The organism is Thauera sp. (assembly GCF_047601425.1).
GTDB lineage: Bacteria > Pseudomonadota > Gammaproteobacteria > Burkholderiales > Rhodocyclaceae > Thauera.
Genome location: NZ_JASGJL010000001.1, coordinates 319,439 through 342,059, shown reverse-complemented (window position 1 = coordinate 342,059; position 22,621 = coordinate 319,439). Strand labels below are relative to the sequence as shown.

The 22,621-nt window shown below is 66.8% G+C and carries 22 protein-coding genes; 16 read left to right on the top strand and 6 right to left on the bottom strand.

What is annotated here, in order from left to right; genetic code table 11:
* The 9 genes from hda (at position 1) to QM748_RS01655 (ending at position 6,835) form a co-directional block, all read left to right on the top strand.
* Complete coding sequence (gene hda, locus QM748_RS01695; RefSeq protein WP_415245354.1) at positions 1 to 693, top strand: DnaA regulatory inactivator Hda; 693 nt, start codon at positions 1 to 3, stop codon at positions 691 to 693.
* Between the two features lie 51 nt (positions 694 to 744).
* Positions 745 to 1,407 (top strand): HAD family hydrolase, encoded by a 663-nt coding sequence (locus QM748_RS01690; RefSeq protein ID WP_415245353.1) that lies wholly within the window; start codon positions 745 to 747, stop codon positions 1,405 to 1,407.
* Between the two features lie 70 nt (positions 1,408 to 1,477).
* A complete protein-coding gene (gene pcnB, locus QM748_RS01685; RefSeq protein ID WP_415245352.1) occupies positions 1,478 to 2,830 on the top strand; it encodes a polynucleotide adenylyltransferase PcnB in 1,353 nt (450 codons plus the stop codon).
* 30 nt (positions 2,831 to 2,860) lie between these two features.
* Entirely contained in the window at positions 2,861 to 3,346 is a 486-nt protein-coding gene (gene folK, locus QM748_RS01680) for a 2-amino-4-hydroxy-6-hydroxymethyldihydropteridine diphosphokinase (protein ID WP_415245351.1), read from the top strand.
* 68 nt (positions 3,347 to 3,414) lie between these two features.
* A complete protein-coding gene (locus QM748_RS01675; protein ID WP_415245350.1) occupies positions 3,415 to 3,798 on the top strand; it encodes a DMT family protein in 384 nt (127 codons plus the stop codon).
* A 35-nt stretch (positions 3,799 to 3,833) separates the two neighbouring features.
* Positions 3,834 to 4,472: a deoxynucleoside kinase gene (locus tag QM748_RS01670; RefSeq protein ID WP_415245349.1), complete on the top strand. Its 639-nt coding sequence runs from the start codon at positions 3,834 to 3,836 to the stop codon at positions 4,470 to 4,472.
* An 81-nt stretch (positions 4,473 to 4,553) separates the two neighbouring features.
* Positions 4,554 to 5,369 (top strand): 3-methyl-2-oxobutanoate hydroxymethyltransferase, encoded by an 816-nt coding sequence (panB, locus tag QM748_RS01665; protein ID WP_415245348.1) that lies wholly within the window; start codon positions 4,554 to 4,556, stop codon positions 5,367 to 5,369.
* A gap of 53 nt (positions 5,370 to 5,422) precedes the next feature.
* Positions 5,423 to 6,250, top strand: a complete 828-nt coding sequence (panC, locus tag QM748_RS01660; protein WP_415245347.1) for a pantoate--beta-alanine ligase — start codon at positions 5,423 to 5,425, stop codon at positions 6,248 to 6,250.
* Positions 6,251 to 6,388: 138 nt separating this feature from the next.
* Entirely contained in the window at positions 6,389 to 6,835 is a 447-nt protein-coding gene (locus QM748_RS01655) for a CBS domain-containing protein (protein ID WP_415245346.1), read from the top strand.
* Between the two features lie 69 nt (positions 6,836 to 6,904).
* Here QM748_RS01655 and pepN read toward each other — a convergent pair whose 3' ends face one another.
* A complete protein-coding gene (gene pepN / locus QM748_RS01650; RefSeq protein WP_415245345.1) occupies positions 6,905 to 9,583 on the bottom strand; it encodes an aminopeptidase N in 2,679 nt (892 codons plus the stop codon).
* A 150-nt stretch (positions 9,584 to 9,733) separates the two neighbouring features.
* Here pepN and QM748_RS01645 point away from each other — a divergent pair, with 150 nt between their 5' ends.
* Positions 9,734 to 10,936 (top strand): DUF1624 domain-containing protein, encoded by a 1,203-nt coding sequence (locus QM748_RS01645; protein ID WP_415245344.1) that lies wholly within the window; start codon positions 9,734 to 9,736, stop codon positions 10,934 to 10,936.
* Here QM748_RS01645 and QM748_RS01640 read toward each other — a convergent pair.
* The 3 genes from QM748_RS01640 to QM748_RS01630 all read right to left on the bottom strand — a co-directional run bounded on the left by QM748_RS01640 (position 10,923) and on the right by QM748_RS01630 (position 14,739).
* Positions 10,923 to 11,312 carry a Fur family transcriptional regulator gene (locus QM748_RS01640; RefSeq protein ID WP_415245343.1) on the bottom strand — a complete coding sequence of 130 codons (390 nt, stop codon included), beginning with the start codon at positions 11,310 to 11,312 and terminating at the stop codon, positions 10,923 to 10,925. The two genes, QM748_RS01645 and QM748_RS01640, sit on opposite strands and share 14 nt — an antisense overlap.
* 48 nt (positions 11,313 to 11,360) lie before the next feature.
* The gene (locus QM748_RS01635) at positions 11,361 to 14,102 is read right to left on the bottom strand and encodes a cation-transporting P-type ATPase (RefSeq protein WP_415245342.1); all 2,742 of its coding nucleotides are present in this window, start codon (positions 14,100 to 14,102) and stop codon (positions 11,361 to 11,363) included.
* Between the two features lie 133 nt (positions 14,103 to 14,235).
* A complete protein-coding gene (locus QM748_RS01630) occupies positions 14,236 to 14,739 on the bottom strand; it encodes an RDD family protein (protein WP_415245341.1) in 504 nt (167 codons plus the stop codon).
* Positions 14,740 to 14,854: 115 nt separating this feature from the next.
* Here QM748_RS01630 and QM748_RS01625 point away from each other — a divergent pair, with 115 nt between their 5' ends.
* The 3 genes from QM748_RS01625 to ilvC are packed head-to-tail and all read left to right on the top strand — an operon-like array spanning position 14,855 to position 18,143.
* Positions 14,855 to 16,585 (top strand): acetolactate synthase 3 catalytic subunit, encoded by a 1,731-nt coding sequence (locus QM748_RS01625; protein ID WP_415245340.1) that lies wholly within the window; start codon positions 14,855 to 14,857, stop codon positions 16,583 to 16,585.
* 18 nt (positions 16,586 to 16,603) lie between these two features.
* Positions 16,604 to 17,095, top strand: a complete 492-nt coding sequence (gene ilvN, locus QM748_RS01620) for an acetolactate synthase small subunit (protein WP_415245339.1) — start codon at positions 16,604 to 16,606, stop codon at positions 17,093 to 17,095.
* 31 nt (positions 17,096 to 17,126) lie between these two features.
* Entirely contained in the window at positions 17,127 to 18,143 is a 1,017-nt protein-coding gene (ilvC, locus tag QM748_RS01615; protein WP_415245338.1) for a ketol-acid reductoisomerase, read from the top strand.
* Between the two features lie 66 nt (positions 18,144 to 18,209).
* Here ilvC and ada read toward each other — a convergent pair whose 3' ends face one another.
* Positions 18,210 to 19,301 (bottom strand): bifunctional DNA-binding transcriptional regulator/O6-methylguanine-DNA methyltransferase Ada, encoded by a 1,092-nt coding sequence (ada, locus tag QM748_RS01610; protein ID WP_415245337.1) that lies wholly within the window; start codon positions 19,299 to 19,301, stop codon positions 18,210 to 18,212.
* Positions 19,302 to 19,407: 106 nt separating this feature from the next.
* Positions 19,408 to 20,277, bottom strand: coding sequence for a LysR family transcriptional regulator (locus QM748_RS01605; protein ID WP_415245336.1), 870 nt, complete (start codon positions 20,275 to 20,277; stop codon positions 19,408 to 19,410).
* A gap of 245 nt (positions 20,278 to 20,522) precedes the next feature.
* Between QM748_RS01605 and QM748_RS01600 the strand changes: the two genes are divergently transcribed.
* The 3 genes from QM748_RS01600 (at position 20,523) to pssA (ending at position 22,619) form a co-directional block, all read left to right on the top strand.
* Positions 20,523 to 21,125, top strand: a complete 603-nt coding sequence (locus QM748_RS01600) for a cysteine hydrolase family protein (protein WP_415245335.1) — start codon at positions 20,523 to 20,525, stop codon at positions 21,123 to 21,125.
* Positions 21,126 to 21,250: 125 nt separating this feature from the next.
* Positions 21,251 to 21,697 carry an HIT family protein gene (locus tag QM748_RS01595; protein ID WP_415245334.1) on the top strand — a complete coding sequence of 149 codons (447 nt, stop codon included), beginning with the start codon at positions 21,251 to 21,253 and terminating at the stop codon, positions 21,695 to 21,697.
* Positions 21,698 to 21,797: 100 nt separating this feature from the next.
* Positions 21,798 to 22,619 carry a CDP-diacylglycerol--serine O-phosphatidyltransferase gene (pssA, locus tag QM748_RS01590; protein ID WP_415245333.1) on the top strand — a complete coding sequence of 274 codons (822 nt, stop codon included), beginning with the start codon at positions 21,798 to 21,800 and terminating at the stop codon, positions 22,617 to 22,619.
* Positions 22,620 to 22,621 lie beyond the last annotated feature (2 nt).

Genomic DNA, 22,621 nt, shown 5'->3' with positions numbered 1-22,621 from the left:
ATGAAGCAGCTCGTCCTCGACATCCGCGCCGATGCGCCGCCAACGCTGGAAAACTTCGTCGCCGGCGCCAACGCCGAATTGGTGGCGGCAGTGTCGCTGCTGGCCTCGGTAGCGACCGCGCGGCAGTTGCCGGCGCGCCACGTCTATGTCTGGGGCGCGCCGGGCAGCGGCCGCAGCCATCTGCTGCGCGCCAGCGTGGCGCTGGCGCGGGAGGCAGGCCGCCCGACCCACATCCTCGCCGCCGGAGACGTGGATGACGCCCTTCCGGAAACCGCCGACGCACTGGTCGCGGTGGACGACATCGATCACCTCGCGCCCGAGGCGCAGATCGCGCTGTTCAACGCCTTCAACCGCAGCCGCGACAATGGCCAGTCGCTGCTGCTGGCCGGCCCGGCCGCACCGCTGGGGCTGGGCTTGCGCGAAGACCTGCGCACCCGCATCGGCCAGAGCCTGATCTACGAAGTGCAGCCGCTCGACGACGACTCGCGCGCCACCATCCTCGCCACCCTGGCCGAGCGCCGCGGCCTGCGGCTGGCCGACGAAGTGGTCAACTTCCTGCTTCGCCACGGCCGGCGCGAACTGCCCTGCCTGCTGGCCGTGCTCGACGCCCTCGACGCCGCCTCGCTGGAACGCAAGCGCCCGATCACCCTGCCCCTGCTGCGCGAGATGCAGCAGCAGGGGCTGGAAATCTGATTTCAATCCTGATTCCGCCCCTCATTTTCCCCCTTCCACTGGAGCATCCACTTGAACCTCGCGCTCTTCGACCTCGACAACACCCTGCTCGCCGGGGATTCCGACTTCGCCTGGGCCCAGTTCCTGATCGAAAAGGGCGTGCTCGACCGCGAAGTGCAGGAAGCGAAGAACATCGAGTTCTACGAGCACTACAAGGCCGGCACGCTCGACATCGACGCCTTCCTCGACTTCCAGCTCGCCCCGCTCACCCGCCATGCGCGTGCCGAACTCGACGCCTGGCACCGCGAGTTCATGGAAACATCGGTGAAGCCGATGATCACCGCCAAGGCACGCGCGCTGGTCCGGCGGCACCTGGACGAAGGCGCGCTGGTCGCCGTCGTCACCGCCACCAATGCCTTCGTCACCGGCCCGATCGTGCGCGAATTCGGCATTGCCCACCTGGTCGCCACCATACCCGCGCAGGAAAACGGCGCCTTCACCGGCAAGGCGCGCGGCACGCCGGCTTTCCAGGCCGGCAAGATCACCCGCGTTAACGCCTGGCTGGAATCGCTCGGCCTCTACGTCGGCGGCTTCGGGCGCAGCTGGTTCTACAGCGACTCGCACAACGACCTGCCGCTGCTGAAGCACGTCTCCGATCCGGTCGCTGTCGATCCCGACGACACCTTGCGCGCCCACGCCGGGCAGCAGGGCTGGCCGGTGCTTTCGCTGCGCTGATGGACGAAGCCCGCTCGCCGCGGGCGATCGGTTATCATTGCCGGCTCATGCAAGAACGACGCCTTTTCCGATGATCCGCAAGCTGCTGCGCAAGGTTTTCAAGCGCCCGGCGCAATCCGCCCACCACGAACCCGCGCTGATCCCGGTCGAACGCCACGGCATTCGGCGTGAACAACTCTCCCCCGCCGCGCGCAAGGTCTGCGCCGTACTGCAGGAAAAGGGCTACAAGGCCTTCGTCGTCGGCGGCGCGGTGCGCGACCTGCTGATCGGCCAGCCGCCCAAGGACTACGACGTCGCCACCAGCGCCACGCCCGAGGAAGTGCGTGCGGCCTTCCGCCGTTCGCGCATCATCGGCCGCCGCTTCAAGATCGTGCATGTGATGAGCGGGCCGGAAACCATCGAGGTCTCCACCTTCCGCGCCAGCCAGGACGCCGAGTCGGCCGAGACCGACGAGCACGGCCGCGTGCTGCGCGATAACGTCTACGGCAACCAGGAAGAGGACGCCACCCGGCGCGACTTCACCGTCAACGCGCTGTACTACGACCCGGCCAGCGAGACCATCGTCGACTACCACCACGGCGTCGCCGACATCCAGCAGAAGACCCTGCGCATGATCGGCGATCCCCGCACCCGCTACCGCGAAGATCCGGTGCGGATGCTGCGCGCGGTGCGCCTCGGCGCCAAGCTGGGGCTGACGATCGACCCCGCCGCGCGCCACCCGATCCGCGACATGGCGGTGCTGCTGGAAAACATCCCCGCCGCGCGCCTGTTCGACGAGATGCTGAAGCTGCTGTTCTCGGGCCACGCGGTCAAATGCCTGCAGCAGCTGCGCGAGGAAGGCCTGCACCACGGCCTGCTGCCGCTGCTCGACGTGATCCTCGAACAGCCGATGGGCGAACGCTTCGTCTGGCTGTCGCTGGAAAACACCGACGAGCGCGTGCGCCAGGGCAAGTCGGTATCGCCCGGCTTTTTGTTCGCCACCCTGCTGTGGCACGAAGTGCTGGCCGCCTGGGAAAAGAAGAAGACTGCCGGCGAACACTCGCAGCCGGCGCTGTTCGAGGCGATGGACGAAGTGCTCGATGCCCAGGCCGGCAAGCTCGCCATCACCCGCCGCATCGCCGGCGACATCAAGGACATCTGGGCGCTGCAGCCGCGCTTCGACAAGCGCGCCGGCAAGACGCCCTACCGCCTCATCGAACAGCCGCGCTACCGTGCCGGCTGGGACTTCCTGCGCCTGCGCGCGCAGGCCGGCGAAATCCCGATGGAGATCGTCAACTGGTGGGACCGTTTCGCCCATGCCGGCCACGACGCCCGCGAGGAGCTGATCCGCCAGGCGCCGGCAGACGACGCTCCCGCAGCCAGGAAGCGCCGCCGCAAGCGCCGCAAGCCGGCAGGGGCATCTCAACCCGCCGACGCCGGCTGAGCAGACTCACCTGCAAGCTCTCCCTGCCTCATGACGCTCCCCGTGCGCGCCTTCGTCGCCTTCGGCGCCAATCTCGGCGACCCCGCAGCGGCCTTCGCCTTGGCGCTGCAGCGCCTGGCCGAACTGCCCGGAACCCGGGTCGTGGCGCAGTCCTCGCCATACCGCACCGCGCCCATCGGCGTGGAAGGCCAGCCCGATTACATCAATGCGGTGATCGAACTGGACACCACGCTGGCCGCCCGCCCGCTGCTCGACGCCCTGCTGGCGATCGAGCATGAAGGCGGCCGCAGGCGCGACGGCCACATGGCGCCGCGCACGATGGACCTCGACCTGCTGCTGCACGGCGACGCGGTCATCGATGAACCCGGCCTGCAGGTGCCGCATCCGCGCATGCATCTGCGTGCCTTCACGCTGGTGCCGCTGGCCGAGATCGCACCCGAGGCCTGTATCCCGGGCCACGGCCGGGCCGCCGATCTGCTGCCGGGCGTTGCCGACCAGGCCATCTCACGCGCCTGAGCCCGACGCCCTGCCACCCCGCTTCGCTACCCCTCCCCTCTCATTCCAGCCCCTGCTCCGAGCCCATCATGCCCGCCTGGCTCCAGTCCGCCACAGCCCCTCTTACTGCCAGCCCCGTCTGGCTGCAGACCGCGCTGCTGCTCACCGCCTCCAACGTGTTCATGACCTTCGCCTGGTACGGCCACCTGAAGAACATGCAGGGCAAGGCCTGGTACCTGGCTGCACTGGTGAGCTGGGGCATCGCGCTGTTCGAGTACCTGCTGCAGGTGCCGGCGAACCGCATCGGCGCCACCGCACTGAATCTGGCCCAGCTCAAGATCATGCAGGAAGTGATCACCCTGCTGGTATTCGTCCCCTTCGTCGTGCTGTACATGAAGCAGCCGATCAAGCTTGACTATCTCTGGGCCGCGTTGTGTATGCTTGGCGCGGTTTATTTCATCTTCCGCAGCTAATTCCACAACCGATACAAGGCTAGGCCGGCACGCACATGCTCGAAAAAGCACACTACATCGTCGTCGAAGGCCCGATCGGTGCCGGCAAGACCTCGCTGGCCAGGCGTCTGGCCGAACGGCTGCAGGCCGAGACCCTGTTCGAGCAGGCCGAGCTCAACCCCTTTCTGGCGCGCTTCTACCAGCAGCCCGAGCGCTGGGCGATGGCAACCCAGCTGTCCTTCCTGTTCCAGCGCATCGACCAGCTCACCGCGCTGGGCCCGATCTCGGAAGATCGGCGCGTGGTGTCGGACTTCATCCTCGACAAGGACAGGTTGTTCGCCGAGCAGAACCTCAGCCCGGAAGAGCTGGCCTTGCACCAGCGCATCCACGACAGCGTGAAGCCTGCGGTGACGCCCCAGCCTGACCTGGTGATCTACCTGCAGGCCAGCGCCGACACGCTGATGGAGCGCGTGCACAAGCGCGGGCTCGAGGCTGAGCGGCGCATCACCGAAGCCTATCTGCAGCAGGTTGCCGACCGCTATACGCGCTATTTCTACCAGTACGACGCAGCGCCGCTGTTCATCGTCGATGCCGGCAAGCTGAATCCGGTCGACAACGACGACGACTTCGAACTGCTGCTGACCCGCCTGCGCGACATGCGCGGTTACCGCGAATTCTTCGGTTACGCTGGGTAAACCCCTAGCCGGATTCGGGACAATCAACTTGTGCAACGCACCAGTTTGGTGAAAACTCCGCCCTCCCATCAGGAGCGATGAATGAGCTATCTCCAGGACCAGAAGCCCGTCACCCTGTTCGAACTCGGCAAGATGCGCGCCGAAGGGCGCAAGATCGTCATGCTGACCGGCTACGACGCCAGCTTTGCCGCGCTGCTCGGCCGCGCCGGCGTGGACGTCGTGCTGATCGGCGACTCGCTCGGCAACGTGCTGCAGGGCCAGAAATCCACGCTGCCGGTCACCCTCGAGCAGATGGCCTACCACACCGAATGCGTGGCGCGCGCCAATGCCCGCCCGCTGGTGGTCACCGACATGCCCTTCGGCTCCTGTCACGAGAGCCCGGAGCAGGCGATGCGCAATGCCGCCCGCCTGATGGCCGCGGGCGCGCAGATGGTCAAGATCGAAGGCGGCGAGTACATGGCCGAAACCGTGCGCTTCCTGGTCGAGCGCGGCGTGCCGGTGTGCGCCCACATCGGCCTGACGCCGCAATCGGTGCACCAGCTCGGCGGCTACCGCGTGCAGGGCCGCGGCGACGAAGGCGCTGCCCGCATGAAGGCCGACGCGCTGGCCCTCGAACAGGCCGGCGCCTCGCTGGTCGTCATCGAAATGGTGCCGGCCGCGCTCGGCGCCGAGATCACGATCAGCCTGCGCACGATGGCCACCATCGGCATCGGCGCCGGTCCCGGCTGCGACGGCCAGGTGCTGGTGCTGCACGACATGCTCGGCATCTTCCCGGGCAAGACCGCCCGCTTCGTGCGCAACTTCATGGAAGGCGCGAGCAGCATCGAGGACGCGGTCGCGCGCTACGCGGCCGCGGTGCGCGACGGCAGCTTCCCGGCAGCCGAGCACTGCTACTGAGCGCCCAACGTGCCCTCGCCAACCCTCGTTTGCCACCCATTCCAGGTTTCAGCATGCAGATCCACCACACCATCGCCAGCCTGCGCGCCGCCCGCGCCACCGCCGGCACGGTCGCCCTCGTTCCCACCATGGGCAACCTGCACGAAGGCCACATCACGCTGATGCGCCAGGCGGCCGAAAAAGCCGACTGCGTGATCGCCAGCATCTTCGTGAACCGCCTGCAGTTCGGCGCCGGCGAGGACTTCGACCGCTACCCCCGCACCCTCGCCGCCGACTGCGAGAAGCTCGCCGCGGTCGGCGTCAAGCACGTCTTTGCGCCGGACGAGGCCGAGATGTACCCGCAGCCGCAGCGCTACCATGTCGATCCGGCGCCGGCCCAGGTCTCGATCCTCGAAGGCGAATTCCGCCCCGGGCACTTCCGCGGCGTCGCCACCGTGGTGCTGAAGCTGCTCAACATCGTGCAGCCCGACGTCGCCCTGTTCGGCAAGAAGGACTATCAGCAGTTGATGGTGCTGAGCAACATGGTGCGCGAACTGGCGCTGCCGGTCGAAGTGCTGCCGGGCGACACCGTGCGCGCGGAGGACGGCCTGGCGCTGTCCTCGCGCAACGGCTACCTGAGCGACGACGAGCGCGCCCGCGCGACGCTGCTGTACCGCCTGCTGAGCCGCATCCGCGACGCCGTGCGCACCGGCGACCACGACCTGCTCAAGCTCGAGACCGACGCCATGGACGAACTGGCCGCCGCCGGCTGGCAGCCCGACTACGTGGCGGTGCGCCGCCGCACCGACCTGCAGCCACCGCTGCACATGGACGATCCGCTGGTGGTGCTGGCCGCTGCCAAGCTGGGCCGTACCCGGCTGATCGACAACCTGGAGATCTGAAATCCAGCGCGCATCAGGGTTCGCCCCCGCTTGCGCTCAACCGAAGCCCGGACCACCCTATACTTACAAAAACCGGCCGCAGCCAGCAGCCTGGTGGCACGTGGCAGACAATGCACAACTGAAGGAGGGAGAGAAACGATGGCGACGACCGTAAAACAGATTCTTGAACAGAAGGGCAACGCTTTCCACGCCGTGAGTCCGGCCGACTCGGTATTCGACGCCCTGTCGCTGATGGCGCAGTTCGACATCGGCTGTGTCCTGGTCACCGAAGGCGAACGCCTGGTGGGCATCTTCACCGAGCGTGACTATGCGCGGAAGGTCGTGCTGAAAGGTCTGGTGTCGCGCGACATCCACGTCGGCGACCTGATGACGCCCAACCCATGCACCGTCTCGCCAGCCAACACGGTCAACGACGTCATGCGCACCATGACCGAAAACCGCTTCCGCCACCTGCCGGTGGTGTATCAGGGCAAGATCATGGGCGTCGTCACCATCGGCGACATGGTCAAATCGGTCGTCCAGCAGCAGCAGGCGACGATCCGCCAGCTCGAAAGCTACATCTCCGGCGATCTCGCCGCCGAATGAGTCGGCAAACACCATGAAAAACGCCGGGTCGATCCCGGCGTTTTTCGTTTCCGCACCAGACAGGCAGCTTCAATCCCCGCCCAGCGCCTTGCCGACGACTTCCGCCACGTCCGGCGACAAGCCTTCGCTCGCCAGCACCTTTTCGAGCTGGGCACGAATACTGGCCTGCAGCGCCGGCGTGAAGCGGCGCCAGCTTTCCAGCGCACGCGCCATGCGTGACGCAACCTGCGGGTTCTTCGCGTTCAGCGCGATCACCTGCTCGGCCCAGAACGCATGGCCGCTGCCGTCGGCGGCGTGGAACTCGCCCGGATTGGCGCGGAAGAAAGTGCCCAGCAGCGCATAGACCTTGTTCGGGTTCGACAGGCTGAATGCCGGGTCGGCCATCAGCGCACGCACGCGCTCCAGCGTCGGCGCCGCGGAATCGTCCCAGCGCCAGGCCCCGGCCTGCAGCGCGAACCACTTGTCGAGCACCAGCGCATCGTCGCGGTAGCGGGCATGGAAAGCTTCCAGCGCCTCCTCGCGTGCAGGGTGCGTACTCTGCACCAGCGCGCTCAGGGCGCCGAAGCGCTCGGTCATGTCGGTTGCGGCATCGAAACGCGCCCGCGCCTTGGCCAGTCCTTCGGCGTTGCCAGCGGCGGCCAGGTAGCGCAACGCCAGGTTCGCCAAAGCACGACGGCCGGCATCGCCCGGGTGGTAGCGGTATTCGCCCTGCACCTGCATCGCGTCGTACAGGGCCAGCCAGTTGCCCGCCAGCTTTTCGCCCAGCGCGCGCATCAGCCTGACCAGCGCCGCGCGCAATGCCTGCGGGTCGGCGGGGGCCATGCGCTCGAGCAGATAGGCTTCGCCCGGCAGCGCCAGCGCCTGGGCACGGAAAGCGGGGTCGAGCGCGGCATCGTCGAGCAAAGTGCGGAACGCTTCAACAAAAGCCTCGGGCACTGCCATCGCCGCATCGGCCGCCATCGCCAACACGACACGCTCGGCGTAGCGCTGCGCCGCGTCCCAGCGGTTGAACGGGTCGGCATCGTGCGCCATGCGGAAAGCCAGCCGCGCATCATCCTCATCCAGCTCGAGGATCACCGGCGCGGAGAAGCCGCGCAGCAGCGAAGGCACCGGTTCGGCAGCCAAACCGACGAAGCGGAAAGACTGCTCGGCCTCGGTCAGCTTCAGCACGCGCGTGCCCACACCGGCCTGCGCCTCGCCTTCCAGTTGCAAGGGGCAGTCGCGCCCGTCCGGGCCGATCAGGCCGACCGCGACCGGGATCACCAGCGGCAGCTTGGCGTGCTGGCCCGGCGTCGCCGGGGTGGATTGGGCCAGCGTCAGCGTGTAGCTGCCGTCCGCCGCGTTCCACTCGCCGCGGGCCTGAAGCCGCGGCGTGCCGGCCTGGCCGTACCAGCGCATGAACTGGTCGAGATCGAAGCCGTTGTTCGCCTCCGACATCACCTCGACGAAGTCGTCGCAGGTCACCGCCTGGCCGTCGTGATAGCTGAAATACAGGTCCATGCCGTTGCGGAAACCCTCCTGCCCCAGCAGGGTGTGCAGCATGCGGATGACTTCGGCGCCCTTCTCGTACACCGTCGCGGTGTAGAAGTTGTTGATCTCCTGGTAGCTGTCCGGGCGGATCGGATGCGCCATCGGGCCGGCATCCTCGGGGAACTGCGCAGCGCGCAGCACGCGCACGTCGTCGATGCGCTTGACCGCCCGCGCCGAGGCCGCGCCTTCCGGGCCGGCGGCACGTGCCAGCATGTCGGCGGAGAACTGCTGGTCGCGGAACACCGTCAGCCCTTCCTTCAGCGTGAGCTGGAACCAGTCGCGGCAGGTGACGCGGTTGCCCGTCCAGTTGTGGAAGTATTCATGCGCCACCACGCTCTCGACGTTCTCGTAATCGACGTCGGTGGCGGTGTCCGGCTTGGCGAGCACGAACTTGGTGTTGAAGATGTTCAGCCCCTTGTTCTCCATCGCCCCCATGTTGAAGTCAGCCACGGCGACGATCATGAAGCGGTCGAGATCCAGCTCCAGGCCGAAGGTTTCCTCGTCCCAGCGCATCGAATGCACCAGCGAATCCATCGCGTGCTGACAGCGGTCGAGGTTGCCCTCCTCCACCCACACCTGCAGCAGCACTTCGCGGCCCGACATCGTGCGCTCCTTGCGCTCCAGCACCACCAGGTCGGCGGCAACCAGCGCGAACAGGTAGGACGGCTTCGGGAACGGGTCTTCCCAGCGCGCGTAATGGCGGCCATCCGGCAGCTCGCCCTGCTCGATCAGGTTGCCGTTCGACAGCAGAACCGGGCATGCAGTGCGGTCGGCTTCCAGCGTCACCGTGAAGCGCGCCATCACATCGGGACGGTCGGGGAAGCAGGTGATGCGGCGGAAACCCTCGGCCTCGCACTGGGTGAAGAAGCCGCCATTGGACAGGTAGAGCCCCGACAGCGTGGTGTTGGCCCTGGGGTCGATGCGGGTCTTGACCTCGACCACCACGCACTCGCCGTCGGCGTCGATCTCGATCAGCGTGCCCTGCTCGCGCAAACCGCGCGGCGGCTGGCCATCGACGGTCAGCGACAGCCGCTCGAGATCCTCGCCCCACAGCCGGATCGGCCCGGCTTCCGCATCGCGGTTGCGCACGCACACCATGCGGTTGGTGACGACGGTGGCGTCGGGATCGAGGGAAAAATGCAGATCGACGGTCTCGACCGTCCAGGACAAAGGCTGGTAGTCGGCGCGTTGAATCGTTGGGGCGTGTTCTGTTCTCATGTTTTCTCCAGCTTCCGCGCGAGGGGCGCGGAAAAGCGGGAGTTTACTGCAGGGACTGGCGAAGGACATGGAAGAGTCGCAGCACCTTGATTGCCCACAGGCAGGGCCGTGCTATTATTGATAACAAATTATCAATATCATTTAACCCCCATGACAACACTCGCAAGCACAACAGCGGCAGTTGCGGCCTCCCCAGCCCTCCCCTCCACCACAAGCACCCGGCTCGGCACCATCGACGCGCTGCGCGGCCTGGTGATCGCCTTCATGCTGCTCGATCACGTCCGCGAAACCTTCTACCTGCACCACCAGGTGCCGGACCCGATGGTGATTGCCGACACCCCGCCCGAGCTGTTCTTCAGCCGATTGCTGGCGCACATCTGCGCGCCGGTGTTCGTCTTCCTCACCGGGCTGTCGGCCTTCCTGTACGGCAGCCGCCACGGCGGCGACGGCCGCGCCGCGGCATCGGCCTTCCTGTTCAAGCGTGGGTTGTTCCTGGTACTGCTGGAAATCACCGTGATCAACTTCGCGTGGACCTTCCAGTTCCCGCCGGCCAAAGTCTTCCTGCAGGTGATCTGGGTCATCGGCCTGTCGATGATCGCGCTGGCGGCGCTGCTGTGGCTGCCGCGCCGGCTGCTGATCGCGCTCGGCATCGTGCTGGTGGCCGGCCACAACCTGCTGGACGGCCTGCACTTCGCCGTCGGCCACCCGATGCACATCCCCTGGGCCGTGCTGCACGACCGTGGCTGGATCGAAGTCTCCGAAACGCTGCGCCTGCGCACCTCCTACCCGCTGCAGCCCTGGATCGGCGTGATCGCGCTCGGCTACGCCGCCGGACCGTGGTTCGCGGCCGGCTCGGACGCAGCACTGCGCCAGCGCTGCCTGCTGAACCGGGGAATCGGCCTGCTGGTTGGCTTCGTCGTGCTGCGCGCGATCAACGTCTATGGCGACAAGCCCTGGGTGGCGAGCGACACCGCGCTGCAAACGCTGATGAGCTTCGTCAACATCACCAAATATCCGCCCTCGCTGCTGTTCGTCGCGCTCACGCTCGGCATCGGCCTGCTGGTACTGCGCGCCTTCGACCGCCAGCCCGGCGCGGCCTGGCTGAAGCCGCTGGTCGTATTCGGCGCCGCGCCGATGTTCTTCTACGTGCTGCACCTGTACGTGCTGAAGTTCCTGTACCTGGGCGCACAGGCGATCTGGGGCAACAACCAGGGCGAATACTTCGGCTTCGACGGCATGGGCGGAGTCTGGCTGAGCACCGTGGTGCTGGCGGTGGTCCTCTACCCCGTGGTCAAGGCCTTCGCCGCCTTCAAGGCCCGCCGCCGCGACCTCGCCTGGCTCAAGTATCTTTGACCGACAACGTGCCGCAGTCGCGGCAGACGCCGTACAGGGTCAACTCGTGGCCGTCCACGACGAAACCCTGGGGCGCCAGCCTCTGCATATCGCCGGGACAGGCGTGGACGTCGAACACGCGATTGCAGCGATTGCAGCGGAAATGATGGTGATGCTTGTGCCCCGCCAGCTCATAGCGGGACGGCTCGCCGGGGAGCTCCACCGCCTGGATTTCCCCTGCCTCGGCCAATTGCTTGAGGTTGCGGTAGACGGTAGCCAATCCCAACGCCGGCACCTCGGCTTGGGCTGCCTGCAGGATTTCAGCGGGAAGCAGCGGCCGTCCGGCATCGGCCAGGGCGCTGCGGATCGAATGGCGTTGGCGGGTTGAGCGTTCCATGGGCGCCATTGTCGCAGCCGGGGCACCGGACTGCCAAACCAGCGACGGTCATTGCCGCTCCTGCAAACGCCCCCGCACCAACGCCTTTTCGCCCTCCACCAGCAACAACACTGCCACCCCGAACCCCAGAATCCGCAACCACACATCCGCTGCCAGCCCTTCGGTGCCAAACAGCGTCTGCATCATCGGCAGATAGGTAAACGGCAGTTGGCAGACCAGCAGCAAGCCGATGGCCCACAGCACGTAGCGGTTGCCGAAGAAGCCGGCGCGGTTCAGCACCGGGCCGGTCAGGCTGCGCATGTTGAAAAGGTAGAACACTTCGCCGATCAGCACCGCGTTGACCGCCGCGGTGCGGGCGGCAGCGAGGCTGGCGCCTTGCTGCAGTTCCCACAGGAACAGGCCCATGCCGCCGGCCACCAGCAGCAGGCCGACGAAGACGATGCGCCACATCAGAAAAGGCGTCAGCAGGGGCTCGCGCGGGTCGCGCGGACGGCGCTGCATGATGTCGGGCTCGGCGTCCTCGAAGGCGAGCGCGAGCGCCAGCGTGACGGCGGTGATCATGTTGACCCACAGGATCTGCGCCGGCGTGATCGGCATCGTCAGGCCGAACAGCACGGCAAAGAAGACGATGCCGGCCTGGCCGATGTTGGTGGGCAGGATGTAGGCGACGGCTTTTTTCAGGTTGTCGTAGACGGTGCGCCCCTCCTCGACCGCAGCCGCGACCGAGGCGAAGTTGTCGTCGGCTAGCACCATTTCCGCGGCTTCCTTGGCGGCCTCGGTGCCTTTCCGGCCCATCGCGACGCCGACGTCGGCGCGCTTCAGCGCGGGCGCGTCATTGACGCCGTCGCCGGTCATCGCCACCACTTCACCGTTGGCCTGCATGGCCTGCACCAGACGCAGTTTGTGCTCTGGGCTGGCGCGGGCGAAGATTTCGGTTTCCTGCACGGCACGGGCCAGCACCGCATCGTCCATGCGTTCGATCTCGGCGCCAGTGACGGCGTGAACTTCCTGCGCCAGACCGAGCTGCTGGCCGATGGCGCGCGCGGTGGCGGCGTGGTCGCCGGTGATCATCTTGACCCGGATGCCCGCACCCAGGCAGGCCTGCACCGCGCGCACTGCTTCGTCACGCGGCGGATCGGTGATGCCGAGCACGGCCAGCAGCACGAAGCCGCCCTGCTCCACGTCGTCGAAGCGCAAGCTGTCCAACTGGCCGGGCACCTGCCGCTCAGCCACGGCCAGCAGGCGCATGCCGCGGGCTGCCGCTTCGTCCATTCTCTGCTGCCAGGCATCGGCGTCCAGCGGCAGCGGCTGGCCATCGAGGCCGGCGCAGGTGGCACACATCGACAGCACCCGCTCCGGCGCGCCTTTCAGCATGATCCAGGCTTCGCCGCGATGATCATGGTGCAGCGTGGCCATGAAGCGGTGCTCGGATTCGAAGGGAATGAGGTCGTCGCGCGGCAGTTCCTCGTGCTGCTGGCAGGGATCGACGCCGGCCTTCAGCGCCAGCGTGACCAGCGCGCCTTCGGTGGGGTCGCCGACCATCTGCCAGGCGTCACCGTCGCGGTTCAGCTCGGCGTCGTTGCACAACAGCGCAGCACGGCCGAGCCGTCCCAGCAGCGGTATGTCGCCGGCTTGCAATTCGCGTCCGTCGTGCTCGAAACCGCCATGCGGCGCGTAGCCGACGCCGCTGACGTCCAGATCGCCTTCGGCGGTGATGACGCGCTGCACGGTCATTTCATTTCGGGTCAGCGTGCCGGTCTTGTCGGAGCAGATGACGGTGACCGAGCCGAGCGCCTCGACCGCCGGCAGGCGGCGGATGATCGCGCGCCGCCGCGCCATGCGCTGCACGCCGATGGCGAGCGTGATCGTCATGACCGCCGGCAGCCCTTCCGGGATCGCCGCCACCGCCAGGCTGACCGCGGCCAGGAACATCTCGCCCGGCGGATAACCGCGCAACAGCGTGCCGAAAGCGAAGGCACCGAGCGCAATCGCCAGCACAACCCAGGTCAGCATGGTGCTGAAGCCCGCCATCTGCCGCAGCAAGGGCGTGGTCATGACTTCGACCGACTGGAGCATGACGCTGATGCGGCCGATCTCGCTGCCGGCGCCGGTGGCGACGACCACACCGCAGCCCTGGCCGTAGGTGACGAGCGTGCCCGAATACGCCATCGAGCGGCGGTCGCCGAGACTGGCCTCGGTCGCAACCGGCTCGGGAGACTTCTCGACTGCCAAGGCCTCGCCAGTCAGCACCGCTTCCTCGATGCGCAGGCTGCGGGCCTCGATCAGGCGCAGGTCGGCCGGCACCTTGTCGCCCGAAGCGAGAAAGACCAGGTCGCCCGGCACCAGCTCGGCGGCGTCCACTTCCTGTCGCCGGCCCTCGCGCAATACCTGGGCGTGAGGCGACAGCATGTCGCGGATGGCATCGAGCGCCCGCTCGGCCTTGCCTTCCTGCAGGAAGCCGATGATGGCGTTGATCAGCACGACACCGAAGATCACGCCGGAATCGACGTGATGGCCGAGCAGCAGCGTGATCACGCCGGCGGCCAGCAATACATAAATGAGGACGTTGTGGAACTGCAGCAGGAAGCGCTTCAGCGGGCCGTTGCGCGGCGGCTCGGGCAAGGTGTTGGGGCCGTGCCGCACCAGCCGTGCGGCGGCCTCGGCTGAATCCAGTCCTGCGTTGCGGTCGACGCCGAGCGTGACCAGGCAATCATCGACCGGGCGGGCGTGGGAATCGGATACGGGTTCAGAAGGCGGTACGGATGCTGCGGCAGGAAGTGCGGATGACATGATTTGCCAGGGCGGAAATACCCGCTTGTCCGGCAGGCATCTCGCGCCACGAAGTGGATCGCATACCCGATGCTACTCCGTCAGTGCGGCAAAAGTTCCTCGAGCACGATGCGGAATACCGCCTGCGGGCTGCTCACTTCTTGGCGGCAGGCGGCATCAGCACGATGCAGGAGCCGGTCAGGCGATCATGCAGGAACTGCCGGTCGCGATCGATCAGCGCCCACAGCAGGCCGATGCCGAACAGCAGCACCGAAGGCCAGCACAATGCATAACGCAGCCAGCAGCGGCCAAGGCTCAGGCCGCGGCCGTCGGCATCGACCAGCTTCAGGCGCCAGGTCTGCATCGCCAGCGTCTGGCCGTGGCGGCGCCAGTACCAGACGAAATAGGCGCCCAGCACGACGAAGATGTGCAGCCAGGCGAACCAGCCCGGCGGCGCGATCTCGAAGCCGATGCCGAGCATCAGGTAGGGGACGAGAAAGGTCAGCGCCAGCACGCCGAGCAGCAGCATCGCTTCGTACAGCATGCTCGCCAGCCGCCTGCGGAAACTGGCGAGTTCGACGCGCGGACGCTCGCTGGTTCCGGCAGATGCGGCTGCAGCCCTGGCGGCGGCAGAATGACGTTCGGGATTGCGCTTCATGGAGAAGTCCGGAGGGATCGATCGATGTGCGAAGCGGTACGGGCGCCGGAACACCCCTTGTCCGCCTTGACCAAACCCGCCGTGGCCGGTAACGTTGCACGTTTCTTCAAACGACTTGTCGAGTGAGTTTGCGATGGTGCTTACCGGAGCCGAAATTGTAATCAGGTGCCTTCAGGAAGAAAAGGTCGAGTACGTCTTCGGCTATCCCGGCGGTGCAGTACTGTATATCTACGACGCGCTGTTCCAGCAGGAATCCGTGCGCCACGTGCTGGTGCGCCATGAGCAGGCCGCGGTGCACGCCGCCGACGGTTATGCGCGCAGCACCGAGCAGGTCGGCGTCGCGCTGGTGACTTCCGGCCCGGGCGCGACCAATGCCGTCACCGGCATCGCCACCGCCTTCTGCGACTCCATTCCGCTGGTGATCATCTCCGGCCAGGTGCCCACCGCCGCCATCGGCCAGGACGCCTTCCAGGAGGTTGACACGGTCGGCATCACCCGGCCCTGCGTCAAGCACAACTTCCTGGTCAAGGACGTGCGCGACATCGCCGCGACGATCAAGAAAGCCTTCTACCTGGCGAAAACCGGCCGCCCCGGCCCGGTGCTGGTCGACATTCCCAAGGACGTGTCGATGCACCAGTGCGAGTACGAGTATCCGAAGGAAATCTCGATGCGCTCGTACAACCCGGTGGTCAAGGGCCACTCGGGCCAGATCAAGAAGGCAGTGCAGCTGCTGCTCGGCGCCAAGCGGCCGATGATCTACTCCGGCGGCGGCGTGGTGCTGTCGAACGCGGCCGAACAGCTCACCAAGCTGACCCGCCTGCTCGGCTACCCGATCACCAACACCCTGATGGGCCTCGGCGGCTACCCCGCCGGCGACCGCCAGTATCTCGGCATGCCGGGCATGCACGGCACCTACGAAGCCAACATGTCGATGCACTATTCCGACGTGCTGCTGGCCGTCGGCGCCCGCTTCGACGACCGTGTCATCGGCCTGCCCTCGCACTTCGCCGAGGAGCCGCGCAAGATCATCCACATCGACATCGACCCATCGTCGATCTCGAAGCGCGTCAAGGTTGACGTGCCCATCGTCGGCGACGTCAAGGAAGTGCTGGAGGAGATGATCCGCCAGCTCGAGAGCGGCGAGGCCCGCCCCAACCCCGAGGCGCTTGCCGCCTGGTGGAAGCAGGTCGACGAATGGCGCGGCCGCAACTGCATGGTCTACAAGAACTCGGACGAGATCATCAAGCCGCAGTTCGTCGTGCAGAAGCTGTGGGAAGTGACCGGCGGCGAAGCCATCGTCACCTCCGACGTCGGCCAGCACCAGATGTGGGCCGCGCAGTACTACCCCTTCACCAAGCCGCGCCGCTGGCTCAACTCCGGCGGCCTGGGCACGATGGGCGTCGGCATGCCCTACGCGATGGGTGCGCAGCTCGCCCACCCGGACATGCAGGTCGCATGCGTCACCGGCGAAGCCTCGATCCAGATGAACATCCAGGAACTGTCGACCTGCAAGCAGTTTCGCCTGCCGATCAAGATCTGCAACCTGAACAACCGCTACCTGGGCATGGTGCGCCAGTGGCAGCAGCTGTTCCACGGCGGCCGCTACTCCGAGTCCTACATGGATTCGCTGCCCGACTTCGCCAAGCTGGCCGAGTCCTACGGCCACGTCGGCATCCGCGTCGACAAGCCCTCGGATGTCGAAGGCGCGCTGCGCGAGGCCTTCACCACGCACAAGAACGAGCTCGTGTTCCTCGACTTCCAGGTTGACCCGACCGAGAACGTCTATCCGATGGTGCAGGGCGGCAAGGGCCTCACCGAGATGATCCTGTCCGCCGAAGACCTCTAATCCAGGACCGAACACACCATGCGTCACGTCATTTCCCTTCTGATCGAAAACGAATCCGGCGCGCTGTCGCGCGTCTCGGGCCTGTTCTCGGCGCGCGGCTACAACATCGAGTCGCTGACCGTGGCACCGACCGAAGACGCGTCGATGTCGCGCATGACCATCGTCACCTCCGGCTCGGACGACATCATCGAGCAGATCACCAAGCAGCTGAACAAGCTGGTCGAGGTGGTCAAGGTCGTCGACATCTCCGAAGCCGCCCACATCGAACGTGAGCTGATGCTGGTCAAGGTCCGTGCCACCGGCAAGGACCGCGAGGAGATCAAGCGCACCGCCGACATCTTCCGCGCCCGCATCATCGATGTCACCGACGCCTCCTACGTCGTCGAACTGACCGGCAACCAGAGCAAGCTCGACGCCTTCATCGGCGCCATCGAGCCCGCCCTGATCCTCGAAACCGTGCGCTCGGGCGTGTGCGGCATCGGCCGCGGCGACCGCGTGCTCAAGCTCTGACCCACCCCACACCGCAAACGAAAGGACGAACATGAAGGTTTATTACGACAAGGACGCCGACCTCTCCCTCATCAAGGGCAAGAAGGTCACCATCGTCGGCTACGGCTCGCAGGGCCACGCCCACGCCCAGAACCTGTCCGATTCGGGCGTCAAGGTCACCGTCGGCCTGCGCAAGGGCGGTGCCTCCTGGTCCAAGGCCGAAGGCGCCGGCCTGCAGGTCAAGGAAGTGGCGCAAGCCGTCGCCGAAGCCGACGTCGTCATGATCCTGCTGCCGGACGAGAACATCCCCGAGGTCTACAAGAACGACGTCGAGCCCAACATCAAGCAAGGCGCCGCGCTGGCCTTCGCCCACGGCTTCAACGTGCACTACAACCAGGTCGTGCCGCGTGAAGACCTCGACGTGATCATGGTCGCGCCGAAGGGCCCCGGCCACACCGTGCGCTCCGAATACCTGCGCGGCGGCGGCGTGCCCTCGCTGATCGCGGTGTACCAGGACCGCTCCGGCAAGGCCCGCGACATCGCCCTGTCCTACGCTGCGGCCAACGGCGGCACCAAGGGCGGCGTGATCGAGACCGACTTCAAGGAAGAGACCGAAACCGACCTGTTCGGCGAACAGGCCGTGCTGTGCGGCGGCGCCGTCGAGCTGGTCAAGATGGGCTTCGAAACCCTGACCGAAGCCGGCTACGCGCCCGAAATGGCCTACTTCGAGTGCCTGCACGAGCTCAAGCTGATCGTCGACCTGATGTACGAAGGCGGCATCGCCACGATGAACTACTCGATCTCGAACAACGCCGAATACGGCGAGTACGTGACCGGCCCCGAAGTCATCAACGAGCAATCGCGCGCCGCCATGCGCAACGCCCTGAAGCGCATCCAGAACGGCGAATACGCCAAGATGTTCATCCAGGAAGGCCGCACCAACTACCCGAGCATGACCGCTCGCCGCCGCCTGAACGCCGAACACCCGATCGAGAAGGTCGGCGGCCAGCTGCGCGAGATGATGCCCTGGATCAAGGCCAAGGCCCTGGTCGACAAGTCGAAGAACTGATCTTCGCGCGCCCTTGCGGCGTACAAAGGCCGGAACCGCATCATGCGGGTCCGGCCTTTTTTCTTTTCAGCCTGCTTCCGCCACCGGCTCGGCCTCCCGCCGCAGCAATTCCCGCTTGCGCTCCACCCCCCAGCGGTAGCCCGACAGATCGCCATCTCGCCGTACCACCCGATGGCAGGGAATGGCGACGGCAATGTGGTTGGCGCCGCAGGCCGCGCCGACCGCCCGGGCCGCACGCGGCGCGCCGATGCGCTCGGCGATCTCGGCATAGGTGATCGTGGCGCCCGCCGGAATCGTGCGCAAGGCTTGCCACACCCGTTCCTGGAAAGCCGTGCCGCGCACGTCCAGCGGCAGGCTCAGGCCGATGGCGGGCGTCTCGACGAAGCCGACGACCTGCGCCACCAGGCGTTCGAAACCGGCATCGCCACCAAGCAGTTCAGCCCTGGGAAAGCGGTCCTGCAGGTCGCGCACCAGGGCATCGGGATCGTCGCCCAGCAGGATGGCGCAGATGCCGCGCCGGCTCTGCGCGACCAGGATGGCGCCCAGCGTGCATTGGCCGACGGCGAAGCGGATCTCGGTGCCGCTGCCGCCGGCCTGGTAGTCCCGCGCGCGCATGCCGAGGCGCTGGTTCGAAGTCTCGTAGAAGCGGCTGCTGGTATTGAAGCCGGCACCGTAGATCGCATCCGTCACCGAGACGGCCGGTTCGCCCAGTTCCTCGCGCAACCGGGCGGCCCGCCGGGCGGAGGCATAGGCCTTGGGCGTCAGTCCCGTCTCGGCCTTGAAAATGCGGTGGAAATGCCAGGGGCTCATGCCGGCCCCGGCGGCCAGCGCATCGAGCCCGGGCGGCGGTTCGTTTTCCTCGATCCGGCGGCAGGCCTGCGCCACCAGCGCAGCGCGCCCGGCCGCGGCGGCCGTCCTGTCGCCATGTGTGCGGCGGCTGGGACGGTAGCCTGCGGCCTCGGCAGCTTCAGCCGAATCGAAGAACTCCACGTTCTCGCGCCGGGGCAGCCGGGCCGTGGAACTCGGCCGGCAATACACGCCCGTGGTACGCACGGCGTAGACGAAATGCCCGTCGGCCTGCGGATCACGCGCCCGCACCGCCTGCCAGCGCGAGGCTTCGCTTGCATAAGGCGATGATGTCTGAAGATTCGCACTCATGGCTTTGCCCTCCGAAACCTGATCATGGCGCCAGCTTAGGCTGCACCCCGGCTGCAGGCACTCCGAATCTTGCGGTCGAATTTCCATCCGCCACCGGATGCGCCATTCATTCAAGGATGCCCGCAAAACCCGCCGCCTCGGCCTGGAAGCGCTCCACCAGCCAGTCCGCCGTCGCCGCGACCCGTGCCTGCGAGCGCGCATCCGGGTGGATCAGCATCCACAGCTCCCGGCTCAGCACCGGCCGGGCGCCGGTCAGACGCACCAGATCAGGCGCGGCATCGGCCAGGAAGCACGGCAGCACGCCATGGCCGACACCATCGGCCACCGCACGCGCCAGCCCCCGCAGACTGTTCGAGCGCAGGCGAATGCGGCCGCCGCCGAGCATGGCATGCAGGTAGCGCATCTCCGGCGTGTGGCCGAGATCCTCGTTGTAGCCCACCCAGTCGCCGGTTCGCACCGGCAGATCACCCCGTGCCGCACCATAGACGGCGTAGCCGATGTCCGCCAATTTGCGGATCAGGAAGTCGCCGCTGGCCGGGCGCGCCAGCCGGATCGCGATGTCGGCCTCGCGCCGGGCGACGTTGAGGTTGTCGTTGCTGGCGATGACATCGACGCACAGCTCGGGATGGCAGGTGCACAGGCCCCTCAATCGCGGCACCAGCCATTCACCGACGATGGCAGCCACCGCAGTGATGCGCACCACACCGCCCACCTTGCCCGCACCGGCTTCGGCCACGCGTATCACGCCGGCCATGTCCTCCTCGATGCGGCCAGCCCGTTCCAGCACGCGCAGGCCGACCGCCGTGGGCAGCCAGTGGCCGTCGCCACGCTCGAACAGGCTTGCGCCCAGCGCGGTTTCCAGCGCCTTCAGGCGGCGGGCGACGGTGGTCTGGTCAACGCCGAGCCGGCGCGCCGCGGCCGCCAGCGTGCCCTCGCGGCCCAGCATCACGGCAAAACGCAGGTCATCCCAGTTCATCACCGCCTCCATCCCTTTTTCAGCTTCCCCGATCCACGCTTGCCCAGCCGATCCGGCCCGTCTCACATGCTTCGGCATTTCCCGGCAGCGATGCCTTTATGCCCTGCGAATTTGCATGAATTTCCGGCATAAATGCCTATTCACGCAGGCACTGGCAAAGTATAGCCTCCCATCACCGTCGCATCTGCAGCGCAGGCGACGCACCGTCCCGCTGTCCGACAACCGACATCACCAGGAGACAAGTCATGAGCACCGCATCCACCACCCTGCGCCAGTTGACCGGCCAGCCCGACACCCCCGCCCCCCTGTCCGAATCGGCGCTGATCATCGTCGACGCCCAGAACACCTATCGCGAAGGCATCATGCAGCTGACCGGCGTCGAGCCGGCGCTTGACCAGTGCGCCACGCTGCTGGCCCGCGCGCGGGCGCTCAAGATTCCGGTGGTGCACATCCAGCACGACGCCGGCCCCGGCACCCCCTACGACGTTCGCACCGAAATCGGCGCCATCGCCGACAAGGTCGCGCCCGCGGATGGCGAAGCGGTGGTGGTCAAGAACTACCCGAACTCCTTCATCGGCACCGACCTGGACGAGCGCCTCAAGGCGGCCGGCGTCAAGAACCTGGTGGTGACGGGCTTCATGACACACATGTGCATCAACTCCACCACCCGCGGCGCCTTCAACCTCGGCTACGCCGTGACGGTACCGGCAGCCGCCACCGCAACCCGGCCGCTGGCCGGCCCGGACGGCTCGGTGGTCAGCGCCGAAAGCCTGCAGGCGGCCGCGCTGGCGGCATTGGGCGACCTGTTCGCGGTGGTGGTGCCGAACGAAGCGGCCATCGTCGACTGAGGCCGACTGAAGCCTTCGGCCGGCGCCGCTTTCTCGCTCGCCGGCGGCAGGGCTAAACTGCCGTCCTGCAACCGGCTGCGGCTTTCCATACGCAGCCGGTTCTCATGCCCATGGAGGTTTTCTGCATGCCCATGTTCGTCAACACCTCGCCGCCCGGCCAGTGCATCTTCTGCCGCCTGGTCGCAGGCGAGATTCCTTCGGCCCGCGTCTTCGAGGACGAATTGACCATCGCCTTCATGGACATCGGCCAGGTCAATCCCGGCCACGTCCTGGTGGCCACCAGGCGCCACGCCGCCACGCTGTTCGACATCACGGCGGACGAAGCCGCCGCCGTGGCACGCACGGTGAAGCGTGTCGCCCATGCGGTGCGCGACACCTTCGACCCGCCCGGCCTGACCCTGCTGCAGGCCAACGGCCGCGAAGGCGACCAGACAGTGTTCCATTTCCACATGCACGTGGTGCCGCGCCATGGTGACGACGGCATCGCGCTGTCCTGGCCACGCAAGGATCCGCCGGCCGACGTCCTGCAAGGCTACGCTGCACAATTGCGCGACACCCTCGCCAGGAGCTGACCGGCCAGCCTGGCGGCGATTCGGCGCAGTGCAGGCGGCGGACTGCTAGAATCGAGTTCCTGCAGAACCATTAGTGTCCGCCATGGACGATCCCGACCGCATGCCTCTGATCACGCCCGACAAGCGCCGCCGCGGCATCTACATCCTGCCGAACCTGTTCACCACTGCCGCATTGTTCGCCGGCTTCTACGCGATCGTGCAGGCCATGGACCAGCGTTTCGAAATCGCGGCAGTGGCGATCTTCGTCGCCATGGTCCTCGACGGCCTGGACGGGCGCATCGCGCGCCTGACCCACACCCAGAGCGAGTTCGGCGCGGAATACGATTCGCTGTCCGACATGGTGTCCTTCGGCGCGGCGCCGGCTTTGGTCATGTACGAGTGGGCGCTGCGCGACCTGGGCAAGCTCGGCTGGGTCGCGGCCTTCATCTACTGCGCCGGCGCTGCCCTGCGGCTGGCGCGCTTCAACACCAACATCAGCGTCGTCGACAAGCGCTACTTCCAGGGCCTGCCCAGCCCAGCCGCCGCGGCGCTGACTGCAGGCCTGGTATGGGTCGGCATCGACAACGGCTTCAGCGGCGACGAACTGAGCGGCTACGCCTGCGTGCTGACGATCTTCGCCGGCCTGTCGATGGTCAGCAACGTGCTGTTCTGGAGCGGCAAGAGCATCAACCTGCGCAAGAGCGTGCCCTTCATCGTCGTGCTGGCGGTGGTGCTGGTGTTCGCGCTGATTTCCAGCTATCCGCCGGGCATCCTGTTCGGCCTGTTCCTCGCTTACGCAGCTTCCGGCTACGTGATGTGGGCGCTGCGCTGGAAACGGCGCAAGGACAAGCGGGCAGGCACAATGCCCCCGACCGCGACGGATAACCAGGCCAGCGGCGCGGAGCCTCCCGCCGCGGCCGACGACGACGCCCCGAGGAGCTGAAC

Bases quoted from the DNA above. Each gene is read 5' to 3' on its own strand.
- hda (WP_415245354.1), top strand. From the start codon at position 1: ATGAAGCAGCTCGTCCTCGACATCCGCGCCGATGCGCCGCCAACGCTG.
- pcnB (WP_415245352.1), top strand. From the start codon at position 1,478: ATGATCCGCAAGCTGCTGCGCAAGGTTTTCAAGCGCCCGGCGCAATCC.
- folK (WP_415245351.1), top strand. From the start codon at position 2,861: ATGACGCTCCCCGTGCGCGCCTTCGTCGCCTTCGGCGCCAATCTCGGC.
- QM748_RS01675 (WP_415245350.1), top strand. From the start codon at position 3,415: ATGCCCGCCTGGCTCCAGTCCGCCACAGCCCCTCTTACTGCCAGCCCC.
- QM748_RS01670 (WP_415245349.1), top strand. From the start codon at position 3,834: ATGCTCGAAAAAGCACACTACATCGTCGTCGAAGGCCCGATCGGTGCC.
- panB (WP_415245348.1), top strand. From the start codon at position 4,554: ATGAGCTATCTCCAGGACCAGAAGCCCGTCACCCTGTTCGAACTCGGC.
- panC (WP_415245347.1), top strand. From the start codon at position 5,423: ATGCAGATCCACCACACCATCGCCAGCCTGCGCGCCGCCCGCGCCACC.
- QM748_RS01655 (WP_415245346.1), top strand. From the start codon at position 6,389: ATGGCGACGACCGTAAAACAGATTCTTGAACAGAAGGGCAACGCTTTC.
- pepN (WP_415245345.1), bottom strand. From the start codon at position 9,583: ATGAGAACAGAACACGCCCCAACGATTCAACGCGCCGACTACCAGCCT.
- QM748_RS01645 (WP_415245344.1), top strand. From the start codon at position 9,734: ATGACAACACTCGCAAGCACAACAGCGGCAGTTGCGGCCTCCCCAGCC.
- QM748_RS01640 (WP_415245343.1), bottom strand. From the start codon at position 11,312: ATGGAACGCTCAACCCGCCAACGCCATTCGATCCGCAGCGCCCTGGCC.
- QM748_RS01635 (WP_415245342.1), bottom strand. From the start codon at position 14,102: ATGTCATCCGCACTTCCTGCCGCAGCATCCGTACCGCCTTCTGAACCC.
- QM748_RS01630 (WP_415245341.1), bottom strand. From the start codon at position 14,739: ATGAAGCGCAATCCCGAACGTCATTCTGCCGCCGCCAGGGCTGCAGCC.
- ilvN (WP_415245339.1), top strand. From the start codon at position 16,604: ATGCGTCACGTCATTTCCCTTCTGATCGAAAACGAATCCGGCGCGCTG.
- ilvC (WP_415245338.1), top strand. From the start codon at position 17,127: ATGAAGGTTTATTACGACAAGGACGCCGACCTCTCCCTCATCAAGGGC.
- ada (WP_415245337.1), bottom strand. From the start codon at position 19,301: ATGAGTGCGAATCTTCAGACATCATCGCCTTATGCAAGCGAAGCCTCG.
- QM748_RS01605 (WP_415245336.1), bottom strand. From the start codon at position 20,277: ATGAACTGGGATGACCTGCGTTTTGCCGTGATGCTGGGCCGCGAGGGC.
- QM748_RS01600 (WP_415245335.1), top strand. From the start codon at position 20,523: ATGAGCACCGCATCCACCACCCTGCGCCAGTTGACCGGCCAGCCCGAC.
- QM748_RS01595 (WP_415245334.1), top strand. From the start codon at position 21,251: ATGCCCATGTTCGTCAACACCTCGCCGCCCGGCCAGTGCATCTTCTGC.
- pssA (WP_415245333.1), top strand. From the start codon at position 21,798: ATGCCTCTGATCACGCCCGACAAGCGCCGCCGCGGCATCTACATCCTG.